At 37.3% G+C, this 13,444-nt stretch carries 15 protein-coding genes; 12 read left to right on the top strand and 3 right to left on the bottom strand.

Annotated elements, in window-relative coordinates:
- Positions 1-37 precede the first annotated feature (37 nt).
- Complete coding sequence (locus tag CBW18_RS03310) at positions 38-895, bottom strand: DMT family transporter (RefSeq protein ID WP_088299803.1); 858 nt, start codon at positions 893-895, stop codon at positions 38-40.
- Between the two features lie 135 nt (positions 896-1,030).
- A complete protein-coding gene (locus tag CBW18_RS03305; protein ID WP_088299802.1) occupies positions 1,031-1,378 on the bottom strand; it encodes a hypothetical protein in 348 nt (115 codons plus the stop codon).
- Between the two features lie 118 nt (positions 1,379-1,496).
- On the opposite strand from CBW18_RS03305, the gene CBW18_RS03300 reads away from it, so the two are divergent.
- Positions 1,497-2,030: a superoxide dismutase family protein gene (locus tag CBW18_RS03300; RefSeq protein WP_088299954.1), complete on the top strand. Its 534-nt coding sequence runs from the start codon at positions 1,497-1,499 to the stop codon at positions 2,028-2,030.
- A 95-nt stretch (positions 2,031-2,125) separates the two neighbouring features.
- Positions 2,126-2,656 (top strand): biopolymer transporter ExbD, encoded by a 531-nt coding sequence (locus CBW18_RS03295; RefSeq protein WP_088299801.1) that lies wholly within the window; start codon positions 2,126-2,128, stop codon positions 2,654-2,656.
- A gap of 59 nt (positions 2,657-2,715) precedes the next feature.
- Here the strand turns inward: CBW18_RS03295 and metK are convergent, their stop codons facing one another.
- On the bottom strand, positions 2,716-3,966 hold the full coding sequence (metK, locus tag CBW18_RS03290) for a methionine adenosyltransferase (protein ID WP_088299800.1): 1,251 nt from the start codon (positions 3,964-3,966) through the stop codon (positions 2,716-2,718).
- 224 nt (positions 3,967-4,190) lie between these two features.
- Between metK and CBW18_RS03285 the strand changes: the two genes are divergently transcribed.
- From CBW18_RS03285 to CBW18_RS03240, 10 genes are all read left to right on the top strand, one after another.
- Positions 4,191-5,072: a diacylglycerol kinase family protein gene (locus tag CBW18_RS03285; protein WP_253248951.1), complete on the top strand. Its 882-nt coding sequence runs from the start codon at positions 4,191-4,193 to the stop codon at positions 5,070-5,072.
- A gap of 40 nt (positions 5,073-5,112) precedes the next feature.
- Complete coding sequence (locus CBW18_RS03280; RefSeq protein WP_088299798.1) at positions 5,113-5,463, top strand: translation initiation factor; 351 nt, start codon at positions 5,113-5,115, stop codon at positions 5,461-5,463.
- Between the two features lie 243 nt (positions 5,464-5,706).
- A complete protein-coding gene (pckA, locus tag CBW18_RS03275) occupies positions 5,707-7,302 on the top strand; it encodes a phosphoenolpyruvate carboxykinase (ATP) (RefSeq protein WP_088299797.1) in 1,596 nt (531 codons plus the stop codon).
- Positions 7,303-7,600: 298 nt separating this feature from the next.
- Positions 7,601-8,431, top strand: coding sequence for a MotA/TolQ/ExbB proton channel family protein (locus CBW18_RS03270; protein WP_010601914.1), 831 nt, complete (start codon positions 7,601-7,603; stop codon positions 8,429-8,431).
- Positions 8,432-8,505: 74 nt separating this feature from the next.
- Positions 8,506-9,120 carry a biopolymer transporter ExbD gene (locus CBW18_RS03265; protein ID WP_088299796.1) on the top strand — a complete coding sequence of 205 codons (615 nt, stop codon included), beginning with the start codon at positions 8,506-8,508 and terminating at the stop codon, positions 9,118-9,120.
- Between the two features lie 3 nt (positions 9,121-9,123).
- A complete protein-coding gene (locus tag CBW18_RS03260; RefSeq protein ID WP_088299795.1) occupies positions 9,124-9,630 on the top strand; it encodes a biopolymer transporter ExbD in 507 nt (168 codons plus the stop codon).
- A gap of 17 nt (positions 9,631-9,647) precedes the next feature.
- On the top strand, positions 9,648-10,469 hold the full coding sequence (locus CBW18_RS03255; protein WP_088299794.1) for an energy transducer TonB: 822 nt from the start codon (positions 9,648-9,650) through the stop codon (positions 10,467-10,469).
- Between the two features lie 6 nt (positions 10,470-10,475).
- The gene (locus CBW18_RS03250; protein ID WP_088299793.1) at positions 10,476-10,703 is read left to right on the top strand and encodes a hypothetical protein; all 228 of its coding nucleotides are present in this window, start codon (positions 10,476-10,478) and stop codon (positions 10,701-10,703) included.
- A gap of 33 nt (positions 10,704-10,736) precedes the next feature.
- Positions 10,737-11,615 carry a PstS family phosphate ABC transporter substrate-binding protein gene (locus CBW18_RS03245; RefSeq protein ID WP_253248950.1) on the top strand — a complete coding sequence of 293 codons (879 nt, stop codon included), beginning with the start codon at positions 10,737-10,739 and terminating at the stop codon, positions 11,613-11,615.
- A gap of 74 nt (positions 11,616-11,689) precedes the next feature.
- Positions 11,690-13,405, top strand: a complete 1,716-nt coding sequence (locus CBW18_RS03240) for a lipopolysaccharide assembly protein LapB (RefSeq protein WP_088299791.1) — start codon at positions 11,690-11,692, stop codon at positions 13,403-13,405.
- Positions 13,406-13,444: the final 39 nt, after the last annotated feature.

Here is a 13,444-nt window from a genome sequence, read left to right as displayed (position 1 = left end):
CTATAACCGTATTAATTACATAGAATGCCCCTCTCTTTTAGCCTCCCTGATGATTTCTTCTGGCGGTAAAAGAAGAGCCGGCAGAAGCAATAACCACACAGGCCACGGCAACACATTCTGTAAAGGAAAGGTATTCCTGTAAAAATACAAAGGCTGCGAGTGAAGCCACTGCAGGTTCCAGACTCATTAATATACTAAAGGTTTTGGCCGGTAGTTTCTTTAATGCACTCATTTCAAGGGTAAATGGAACGGCGCTCGAAAGTAAGGCAAGTGCTGCACCGAGGCCCAATAATCTGGGAGTTAATACACTAAAACCCCCGCTGAAAATGCCGAAGGGTAAAATAACAATAGTGGCGATGAGCATACCTGCTGAAACAGCTTCGCCGCCTTTCATTATTTTTGATATTTTACCGCCCAATACTATATAAGCTGCCCAAAAAGCACCGGCAAGCAAAGCCAGTAAAATTCCTCCAATATTTAATCCATTGCTGTGCCAGGGGGCAATTAAAGCAATACCAATTATCGATAAAGAAACCCAGATAAAATCTATGGCCTTTTTGGACGTAGAAATGGCTAGAATTAAAGGGCCGACAAATTCGAGTGTTACCCCCAACCCAACAGGAATTCGTTCGATTGCTAAATAGAATATCATATTCATCAATCCAAGCGTGCTGCCATACAGGAAGACATACTGCCACTGTTTAGCATTTAATTTAAAAAGACTGGGACGAAAAGTAATGAAAAGAATTACGGCTGATAATCCAATTCTGAGTGATGCAGTAGCCGCCGCACCTATCTCCGGGAAAAGCCCTTTTGCGATAGCTGCCCCGCACTGAACGCTGATTATGGACGTAATAACGGCAGGAATAGGTGGGATATTAAATTTACTTTTCATAGAAATGATAAACGAGCGGCGAAATTACATATTTATCGGATGCCACTATCAATCAGATGAGCATTATGGCTCTTCTATTATAAAAAAAGAGGCGAAGATCAGATCCACGCCTCTCGTAAAAGTACTTTAATGAAGTTAGCAGAACAACTCCTGCTCGTCTCTGTTTTCAGTCGGTATTTTCTTTAGAAAGTCGTCAAATGCAGAACCAATATTGTCAGAATAAATGCCATAAGCGTCCAAAATAAAGCCAATATTATGATCAGAATCTTCCACCAAATAAAGAACGGAATTATCGCCGGGATCAGACTGGCCCTCAAAGCGGTATGTTTTTACAATCGTAAGGTCTTCAGGCTTATAAATCTTATCTAATGATTTACTTTGCATCTTACCGTGATCTGTCATCTTTAATTCATTATCTCTTCCTTTCAGCCTCAATTTCTCTAAAATTTGACTCAAGGTGTTCATTTCAAATGGCTGTTCCATAGTTACATGATTTTATATTGAATAAACACTACGTAGCGTAAATGGTTTTGTAATCATATTTTAAAAAGCAAACTAAATGATTGTCAATGTGTTTGATATAAAACTAAATATGAAAACAATGAAAAAATATTTTTTAGGCTTAGCCATTGCGGGTATGGCATTCATCAGTGCCTGTTCTCAAAAGGAAACAGAACTCGCTACTGCAAATCTTTCTGAAACTGCAGATCCATCTAAAAACATTGGTACTGTAAAGTTCTACGGACTTAGTGACGGGAAAATTAAAATGGATTTAAAATTAAAGTTTGCATCAAAGGCAGATAGTAATGTTGCTGTACATTTTCATGAACATGGCGATTGCGGTGATATGGGTGAAAATACTCATGGACATTGGAATCCAACAAAAGAGGACCATGGGAAATGGGGTTCGGGGTCGTATCATAGCGGCGATATCGGCAACATTAAACTAGATGATAAAGGAGAGGGTGAAATTTCAGTTACCACTGACCGATGGAGTGTGCAGGATGGCGATGTGAAAAATATCATTGGAAGAGGCATTATTGTTCATGGAGGAACTGATGATTATAAAACGCAGCCAACTGGTAATTCAGGTCCTAGAGTAGGTTGTGGTGTCATTGAAGCAGTTAAAAAGTAACCTTTAATTTGACCATATCAGAAAAGCGATTAAATATTAATCGCTTTTTTTATGCAATTTTAACAAGACCGTCATCATCATAAAAAAGATAAGATATGGCAACTTTAAATGAATCTCCTCGTGGCAAGGCCCATAAAGGAAAAATCAGAAAAACAGCTCCACGAGTGGATTTAACCGCAATGGTTGATCTCATGTTTCTGCTTACCACGTTTTTTATGCTGACGACCTCTTTAGGTACATTAAACGCGGCAGACATCGCTAAGCCCGATCCCTGTGATGATTGTACGATTGATTATCCTGCTTCCAGAACAATGACGATCTTGCTAGGGAGAAATAATATGGCAATCAGTTATCTCGGTACACCAGCAGGTGCCAATATGAAAGTAATGCCCGTTAGTGAAATTTATAATCAGATCAGACTGAATAAATCAGTGATTGCAAAATCCCACGGTAATAATGAAAGTAAATATATGCTCGTGATCATAAAGCCTGTCAAGACAGCAAAATTCCAGGATTTTGTTGATGTTATTGATGAAATGAAAATTGCAGCGATTAAATCCTACAGCATTGATGATCAGCATTTCGATCCTTTAGAAATAGAAGCACTAAAAGCAAATGATTTATAAGGTACATAAATAAGAAAGTCCCGGTGTTCGCCGGGACTTTACTCATGTTGTTAAAAATGCTAAATGCCAAAAGCAGCCTTGACCTGGTCTACATAATCTAATTTTTCCCAGGTAAATAACTCAACCGTAACGGTCTTCTCTTCACCATTTGGTGTTCTGAAGGTTTTGCTAACGGTTTCAGGTGTTCTGCCCATGTGGCCATAAGCAGCAGTTTCACTGTAAATCGGATTTCTAAGTTTTAAGCGTTGCTCAATAAAGTAAGGGCGCATATCAAAAACCGATTCAACAATTTTAGCAATTTCGCCATCTGTTTTACCCACCTTGCCGGTACCATAAGTATTAATGTAAATTCCCATTGGTTTTGCAACGCCGATGGCATATGATACCTGAACTAAAATTTCATCAGCAATGCCGGCCGCAACCAGGTTTTTAGCAATGTGACGGGTAGCATAAGCAGCACTTCTATCTACTTTGCTTGGATCTTTGCCAGAGAAGGCACCACCACCATGTGCACCTTTACCACCGTAAGTATCAACAATAATTTTTCTGCCGGTTAAACCTGTATCCCCATGTGGGCCGCCAATTACAAATTTACCGGTCGGATTAATGTGGTATTCAATTTTATCATTAAATAAATGAGCATATTGTGGATTACTTTTGATGATTCTTGGAATTAAAATCTCCACTAAATCAGATTTGATTTTAGCCAGCATAGTAGCTTCTTCGTCAAAATCATCATGTTGTGTAGAAATTACAATTGCATCAATGCGAACAGGTTTATTATGATCATCATATTCTAAAGTAACCTGACTTTTCGCATCCGGGCGCAGATATTTAATCTCGTCGTTTTCACGTCTTAAAACAGCTAATTCCTGCAATAATTTGTGAGACAGATTTAAAGCCAAAGGCATATAATCTTCCGTTTCATTGGTGGCATAACCAAACATCATGCCCTGGTCGCCGGCGCCCTGTTCCTCTTTGCTGCTTCTGTCTACCCCCTGGTTAATGTCCTGAGATTGTTCATGTATGGCGGATAAAATGCCGCAGGAGTTAGCCTCAAACATATATTCACTTTTGGTGTAACCAATTTTCTTGATTACATCACGGGCAATTTGCTGTACGTCTAAATAAGTTTTAGATTTAACCTCGCCGGCTAAAATTACCTGGCCGGTAGTAACCAAAGTTTCACAGGCCACTTTCGATTCCGGATCAAAAGCTAAAAAATTATCAATTAATGCATCCGAAATTTGATCGGCAATTTTGTCTGGGTGGCCTTCAGATACAGATTCTGATGTAAATAAATACGACATCTATTAAGTTTTAATGATAAATAAACATTTATAAAAGCGCCAATGACCCCTGGAAACAGGTTCTACATGATTGAAGGAGGTATTAGCACTTTTTTTTAAGTGGTTGCAATCCGTTCCGAATCTCTTCGGAATAGCAAATCAGTCCACTATATTATGCGACAAAATTAGCATATTTTCTTTATTTCAAAAATTATAGATTATTTTGTACCCTCATTCTTTACGTTTTGCACACAAAGCACAATATACTTTTTATCATAAACCCAATTTCAGGTGGGAAGGGAAAACTGCGGATCCCTGATTTTATAGATAAATATCTCGATAAGGAGAAGTTCAATGCAAACTTTGTATTTACAGAATACATTGGCCATGCCGCTGAACTTGCCGACGAAGCCGCCAATAAAAATTTTGACATTCTCATTGCCGCTGGTGGAGATGGCACTATAAATGAAGTAGCGACTAAAGTACTTCAGCATCAAAAGATTCTGGGTATTTTGCCTCTGGGTTCAGGAAATGGACTGGCCAGGTTTCTGCAGATCCCTAAAAATCTTCGTCAGGCCATATTAGCCATTAACCGTTTGAAAATAGATAAAATTGATACGGCAACCTTCAATAATAAAAAATTCTTTAACCTTGCTGGAATCGGTTTTGATGCTCACCTGAGCTCCGTTTTTTCAAATGATAAGAAAAGAGGACTTGCCGGCTATGTAAAATTAGGTTTGAAGGAAGTTTTTGGTTATCGTGCACAAAAATATATTATTGATATTGACGGAATAGAATATCAAAGAAATGCATTTGCAATCAGCATAGCCAATTCCTCACAATATGGTAATGATGTTTTTATTGCGCCGGGCGCATCCATTAGGGATGGTCTTTTGGATGTTTGTATCATTAAGCCATTTTCACTGCTAAAATTGCCTCTTTTAGGTTATGTAATGCTAAAAGGAACTGCTGAACATTCAGAAATGATTGAGATCATCAAGGGTAAACAGATTAAAATTCTCAGAGAAACCGATGGGGCCGTGCATATAGATGGTGAACCTTTAAAAATGGGCAAAGAGATAGCGGTGAGTGTAGCCCCTCTTTCATTGAGTGTCGTCGTTCCCTAGCAAATTTTCTTATTGATCATTTCGCCTTACATTTGTACCCATGAAACCTAAAAAAAACAGCCTGAGCGATCTTGGAGGAATTATGTTTTCTACCAATCCCGACTTTGAATACCAGGAAGAGGCAGATGATCAAACTACATTGCCCAATAATCAGCAGGATTTACGGGTAATGCTGGATAAAAAAAATCGTGGAGGAAAAGCAGTAACGCTCATTACAGGCTTTAACGGGCGGGATGAAGACCTTGGGGTTCTGGGGAAAATGTTAAAGACCAAGTGTGGCGTAGGTGGTGCCGTTAAAGATGGTGAAATTATGATTCAGGGAGATGTCAGAGATAAAGTGATTGCTATTCTTCAGAAAGATGGTTATAAAGTTAAAAAAGCTGGGGGCTAAAAAATCCGGTGCTTAAATGCGATTAGAATATTTTCCTTAAATGATCCTTTCTACTTCAGTTTTTAAGTCAGTCTTAGTGTATTTTTTTTATTTTTTTTCGATCTAAAATTTTGATTTAATTATTTGTATGTCAATACTTTAAGTATTAGTGTATTTGCTACAATATGTAAATAAATAGTTAAAAATATTGGTTTTTGTGATCAATAACTATTTACCTTTGCTGCACTAATCAACTTATTGTTTATGAGCAAAAAGAAATTGCAAGCACCAGATTTAGGCTATTTAAATCTGGGTGAAAACATGACTGTAATGTACCAGTTGTCGCCAATGGAGCTAATTGATGAAGCCCTAGTAAACAGAGAAGGTACATTGGCGTCTTCAGGAGCTTTGGCTGTTGATACGGGTAAATTTACAGGACGATCTCCCAAAGACAGGTTTATCGTATATGATAATCTTACTGAAGACATGATTTGGTGGGGAGATGTAAATATTAAAATCGCTCCATCGCATTTCGATCAGCTTTTTTCTAAAATGACCAGCTATCTGCATAATCGGAAAATTTATGTACGTGATGCTGCGGCCTGCGCCAAACCGGATGTTGCCATTTCAATCCGTGTTATCACAGAAACCGCTTATCAAAATCTTTTTGCCCATAATCTTTTTCTCCGTCCGGAACATGACGACTTAGGCAATTGTCCGGAATGGTTAGTTATTGCGGCGCCGGGTTTTCTGGCCAATCCGCTTACTGACGGGACGCGCCAGGAAAATTTTTCGGTCATTAACTTTACAAAAAAAATGATTCTGATTGGTGGAACCGGATATACAGGTGAAATCAAAAAGGGAATTTTTTCTGTATTAAACTTTATTTTGCCTGTTTATAAAAATGTTTTACCCATGCATTGTTCTGCCAACGTAGGTAAGGAAGGAGACACAGCGATCTTTTTTGGTTTGTCTGGCACAGGCAAAACAACTTTATCTGCAGATCCGCAAAGAAAGCTGATTGGTGATGACGAACATGGATGGGATGAAAACTCGGTGTTTAATTTTGAGGGAGGTTGTTATGCCAAATGCGTGGATCTCACTGAAGAAAAAGAACCGCAGATTTATAAAGCCATCAAATTTGGTGCTTTATTGGAAAACATTAATTTTCAACCCGGAACGCAAGATGTTGATTATGGTAATACCGATAAAACCGAAAATACAAGGGTAGCCTATCCGATTGATTTCATAGATCATGCGGTAATACCTTCTGTCGCATCTATTCCAAAAAACATATTTTTCTTAACAGCCGATGCTTATGGCGTGTTGCCGCCTATTTCAAAGTTAAATGTAGAACAGGCTATGTTTCATTTTCTAAATGGCTACACGGCCAAAGTTGCCGGTACAGAGACAGGTATTACAGAACCTCAGCTTACTTTCTCGGCCTGTTTTGGCAAAGCCTTTCTACCATTGCACCCATCCGTATACGCCGGTCTTTTAGGTGAAAAAATGGAAAAGGAAAATGTGAATGTATGGTTGGTTAATACAGGATGGAGTGGAGGACCATATGGCATTGGAAAAAGAATAAAATTAAGTTATACCAGAGCAATAATCAGTGCCGCTTTAAAAGGAGATTTAGATCATCATCACTATAAAAAGCATCATGTTTTTAAATTAACGATTCCTTTACATTGTCCTAATGTGCCTGATGAGATATTGGATCCCTCAAAAACATGGAGTAATCAGGAAGAATACTTTATTAAAGCGTATGAACTGGCAAATGCCTTTGACCAGAATTTTAAGCAGTTTGAGCAAACCAAAGTGTCAAAAGTACACCCTAAATCGTTAAAATTGTGCTAAAAGCACTTTAAAATGCATTTTTTGAACGAAAAATTTGCAAATAGAGATTTTTTTAGTTTTTATTGTGAAAGAATTGTCTCCGGCTGAGGCAATTTTTTTGTTATACACCCTGTACGTTTGCAATAAACCATATCGTTAGGTAACGATTTAATTGTTTATTGATTTATTAATTTGTAATTTAAAATCAATTTATAAATTTGTTTTTCGCAACAAAATCAGATCGCATCCGTTGTGTGTAGTACAAAAGATAAAACAGCTAAAAATTAAAAACAAGAACTAAAACTAAAAATTAAAAAAAATGGCAAACGCACCAAAACCAACAACTGTTAAAAAAGAGAGCTCTTCAAGTGCATCAAATGTTTTCGCAACATTGGTTATTCCTATTTGTATCGTAATTGGCTTTATTATCTGGAGATTCGTATTGGGTGATCCGGCAAACTTTATTGACAATAATAACGAGAACTTACCATTACCAAACAACTATCCAGGTACAGCTTACAAAGGTGGTCCGATCGTGGCAATCTTAATCGGTTTATTATTAACTACTATCGTTTTCTCTATCGAGCGTTTAATCGTAATTGGTAAAGCAAGCGGAAAATCAAGCTTAGATACCTTCATCATTAAAGTAAAAGGTTTATTAAATGCTGGTAACATCGAAGCTGCTAAAGCTGAGTGTGACAAACAACAAGGTTCTGTTGCTAATGTAATTAAATCAGGATTAAAAAAATATAGCGAAGTTGAAGCTGATACTAATTTAGATGTTGAGCAATCAATCGTTGCCATCCAAAAAGAAGTTGAAGAAGCTACAGCTTTAGAAATGCCTATGTTAGAGCAAAACTTAACCATTATTGCTACCTTGGTTTCAATTGGTACATTAATCGGTTTATTAGGTACAGTAACAGGTATGATCCGTGCTTTCGCCGGTTTGGCAAACTCTGGTGCTCCAGATCAATCAGCATTAGCGGTAGGTATCTCTGAGGCGTTAATTAACACGATGACTGGTATCGGTGTATCTACTTTAGCGATCATCATGTATAACGTATTAACATCAAAAATTGACAAGTTAACTTATGCAATTGACGAAGCTGGATTTAGCATCGTTCAAACTTACGCTAGTTCGCATAAATAATATTTTGAAATAATTTTTACCGGCTTTATGGAAAACCGGCAAAAAGATCATCATTATTAAAAAGTTAAAATATTATGCCTAGAATTAAAGTTAAAAGAACCAGTACGGTAACAGATATGACTGCCATGTGCGATGTAGCTGCGCTGTTACTTACGTTCTTCATATTAACTGCTACGGCAAAGCAACCAGAACCATTAGCGGTATCTACGCCTTCATCAACATATGAATTTAAGGTGCCAGCTGAGAACAATGCAACATTAACCATTGGTCAAGGTAAGGTATTCTTTGAAGTGGCTGGCCAAAAAGTAAGGGCTAGAACCTTAGAGTTAATTGGAGAGCAGTACAAAATCAAGTTTACACCTGATGAAGTAAACAGGTTTTCGGTTATCGGAACCTTTGGAGTACCGGTTGCAGACCTTAAAAAGTTTATAAATATGCCAGGTGGCGATCGGATGAAGCCAGGTGTTCAAACAGGTATCCCTACAGATTCTACTGATAACCAGTTGAATAACTGGGTTTTACTTGCGCGTAAAGCAACCGCTGAAGTTAATCAGCAACCAATGCGTGTAAGTATCAAAGGAGATTCAAAAGAAGAATATCCTGTAATTAAAAAGATCGTGGATGTATTGCAGAAGCAAAAAGTTAACAAGTTTTTATTGGTAACCAACGCAGAAGCTAGAAGAAAATAAGAAATGGCAGAATTAAACACAGGCGGGAAGAAAGCCACGCCAAGAGTCGATATGACGCCGATGGTAGATTTGATGTTCCTTTTGGTTACATTCTTTATCTTAACTACATCAATCTCTACGCCTCAGGCGATGGATATTGTAAAGCCTGATAAGGATGATAACAACAAGGACAATAAATTGGAACTGAAAGCTTCTAAAACCATGACTATTTTATTGGGTAAAAGCGATAAGGTAGCCTGGTATATGGGAGAAGCTGGTGCATCAGCTCCAACTATAGAAAGTTTATCACAGGTTGAAAAAGCGATTATCGATAACAGAAAAGTTGCAGATGCATCTGGAGTGAAAGGTGATTTCGTGGTATTGGTTAAACCAACCAGCGGATCAAATTTCAAAAACTTCGTTGATATCATGGATGAATTGGAAATATTAAAGGTTAAAGTTCGTCAGATTGATGATGACAATATTCTTGATAATGAAAAAGCATTCATGAAGGAGAAGGGTATTTTATAATTGTTAAATCCGTAATCATGTCAAAATTAGATATATTAAGAAAGGAGTGGATTGAAGTAGTTTTTGCTGAAAAGAACAAAAGCTACGGAGCCTACCAATTGCGTAAAACCAATGGGGCCAATACCACACGGGCATTAATTATTGGTTCAATAGTATTCCTTGCACTTTTCTTCGCTCCGAAAATTTATGGCCTTATTAAAGGTTCGATGAATGATACTGAGCAGGTAGAAAAAGCACAGGAAGTAGTTATTGCGCCACCGCCACCAGTTGATCCAAAAACACCACCCCCACCACCGGTAGAGCCACCGCCACCAAAAGTGGATCAGGTTAAAATGCCGCCTCCAATTGTTAAGCCTGATGAGCAGGTGCGTGATGAGGAACCGCCAACAGTAGAAAAATTAAAAGAGGCAGATCCGGGGCAGAGAGATATTAAAGGTGATCCAACCGCTGATATTGTAATCGCTGAACCAGTTGGTGAAGGTCCGAAAAGAGAAGCTGCAGTTGCGGTTGATGATAACAAGGTTTATGACTTCGTTAGTATCGAGAAGCAGCCAGAATATCCTGGAGGTATCGCTAAGTTCTACAAATATTTAGGAGGAGCGATTAAATACCCACCAATGGCACAGGAAAATAACGTACAGGGTAAAGTATTTTTATCTTTCGTTGTTGAAAAAGATGGTAAATTGACAGATATTCAGGTTACCCGTGGTTTGGGTAGCGGAACTGATGAAGAAGCCATCCGTGTGTTAAAAGCGAGTCCACGCTGGAACCCAGGTATCCAGAATGGTAAGCCGGTAAGGGTAAAGTATAACATCAACGTTAACTTTACATTGAACTAAAAGTAAATGTTAAATTTTGATATTTTTAAGCAAAAATCGCCTAAACAGCGGTTTTTGCTCATTTTAGGCCTACTCACCTTTGCTTTATATTTAGTGATGGGGCTTGCTTTCATCTTTTGGGCACCACTTGCAATAAGGTTTAATTTTATTCCGGCATGGGGGCGTATTGCCATAGGTGTATTTTTAATTTTTTACGCTTTTGTAAGGCTATTGAGCCTTGGCAGAAGAGACTAAAATCCTGAAATGAGAAACATACTTTTAATATTTATGATCTTGGGATTCCTTTCTTGTAAAAGAAAGGAAAAGACCACTCAGGTTAAAGAAACAAGAACAAGCGGAATATTGAAAATTCTGGTAGATGAAAGTGTAAGTCCTATCGTTCAGGAGCAGATTGATATTTTTAGTCTGGATTACCCGGATGCCAAATTTCAGATTACAGTTAAACCTGAAGAAAAGATTATTCCCGCTTTTCTGAATGACAGCGTAAGGGTAATTGTAATGCCCAGGTTACTGACTAAAGCAGAGGAAAAATACTATACTCAAAGGGGCATCAGGATAAATGCTACCCGGTTTGCCGTTGATGGCATTGCATTAATTACCAATAGAGACAATATCGATAGTACTATTACCGTTAAAGAGGTTATTGATATTTTACAGGGGAAGACTTCAGCAAAAAAACTGGTTTTTGATAACACCTATTCAAGTACCTTTCAATACTTTAAGCAACTGGCTAACATCAGTCAGTTTCCAGCTCAGGGTGTTTATTCAAAAAACTCAAGTGCAGAAGTAATTAAATTTATTGCTGAAGATAAAAATTTTATAGGTATTTTAGGGGTTGATTGGGTTTCAGATAGAAATACAAAATATGCTAAATACCTGTCGAAGATTAAAACACTTGGTGTAAAAAATTTGAAAGGTAAGCCAGGAGATGATCAATTTTATAAACCAACACAGGATAATCTTATAAATGGAATCTATCCTTTTCTAAGAAACGTAAATATTATAGATTGTGAGGGTAGAGATGGTTTAGGCACAGGATTTGCAACATGGTTAAGAAGTCAGCGAGGACAATTAATTGTACTTAAATCTGGACTTGGTCCACATAAGTTAATGCCTAGAGAGATTAACCTGACAAAAGGAAAATAAATAACAAATTATAAATTGAACCACGAAGTTATCTCAACAGACACTTCATTTTTATTAAAAAAACAGAATATCCGATGAAAATTTTAAAGAAAGCAATAACCTTAAATGTAGGTTTGGTGTTGATGGGTTCTGCAGTTTTTGCTCAAAATTTAAATGATGCGAAAAAAGCCATTGACGCTGAACAATATCAGAAAGCAACATCAATGCTAAAATCATTGGTAAGCTCACAAGCTTCAAATGGCGATAATTATTATAATCTGGGTTTGGTTTATTTAAAAACAGGTTATATTGATTCAGCCCGTGCTGTTTTTACTAAAGGCGTAACAGCAGATGCTAAGAATAACTTAAACCTGATTGGTTTAGGTGAAGCAGATATGTTATCTAATAACCCAACTTCTGCTAAAACCAATTTCGATAAAGCAATCGAAATGGACAAAAAAAATTATAAAACCTATCTGGAAATCGGTAAAGCTTATTTAGCGCAGGATAAACCCAGTGATGATGTGTCTAAACCAGATTTTACCAATGCTTTAGCGAATATTACTAAGGCTGATGAATTAGATTCGAAAGATAAGGATGCAGAGGTTTTCTTGGCTTTAGGTGATGCTTATGCATTGCAAAAGAAAAATTCTGAGGCATTAGGTCCTTACATGCGTGTTGGTGATGTAGATCCTAACAATCGTAGGGCTAAAACGCAGATTGGTAAAATGTATAAAGAATCAAGAGCGTTTCCTGAAGGTGAAAAAGAATTACAGGATGTAATTGCTGCTGATCCGAACTATGGACCGGCTTATCGTGAATTAGGTGAGCTTTATCTACAATGGAGCAGCTTTGGTACTGATCAAGAAAAAGCTAAAAAAGGAATTGAGAACTATAAAAAATATATGGATTTAACAGATAAATCTTTAGAGTCTCAGTTACGTTATGCACAGTTCTTGTTTTATGCAAAGGATTACGCAACATTAGAGCAGGTAGCATCAACAATCCAGGCTCCGGCAAATGATCCAAAAAGTGCTGTTGTTTCTAGGTTAAAAGGATGGGCTGCTTACGAGAATAAAAATTATCCTGCAGCTTTAACCAGTATGAATGAGTTCTTTGCAAAAGAAAAAGATCCAAATAAAATCTTGGGTTTCGATTATTTGTACTTAGGTAAAGCACAGTTGAAATCTGGACAGGATAGTTTGGCATTAATTAATATTACTAAAGCTGTAGAAAAAGATTCAACCAACGTTGAAGCATTAGCAGAGGTGGCTAAAACCTTCTTTGACGCAAAGAAATATACAAAGGCTGCTCAAATATATGATAAAGTAATTGCTGCTAATCCTAATGGAAAAGGTGTATTATACAGTTATTTTTATGATGGCTTAGCTTATTACTTTGATTATGCTACTCAATATTCAGCAAAGAAAAACCCTTCAAAAGATTTATTAGTGAAGGCGGATTCATCTATTGCTAAAGTAGCTCAGCTTGCTCCGGAAACTACTGATGCATATTTATATCGTGCAAGAGTTAATAGTTTATTGGATGATGAAAAAGCACCAAAAGGATTAATGGTGCCTCATTTTGAAATGTTTATCAAAAAGGTAACTGAAAAACCAGAATTGGTTACACCGAATGCTAAAAAATTATCAGAAGCATATGATAACCTTGGAGGATATTATTTCAATACTGATAAAGCAAAAGCGAAAGAATACTTTGATAAGAGCGTTGCTGTATATCCAACAGGAACATTTGCTGCTGCAAAGCTGAAAGAGTTATCTGCTCCTGCAGCTAAAGGAAAAGGTAAATAATTTCAAGTTAAATAATTTAGAAAAGGCAGCGTTTGGTTA

Source organism: Pedobacter sp. AJM (genome assembly GCF_002197755.1).
In the GTDB taxonomy this organism is placed as follows: domain Bacteria; phylum Bacteroidota; class Bacteroidia; order Sphingobacteriales; family Sphingobacteriaceae; genus Pedobacter.
Note: the sequence above shows the minus strand (reverse complement) of the source record. Positions and strands in the feature narration are given on the sequence as shown.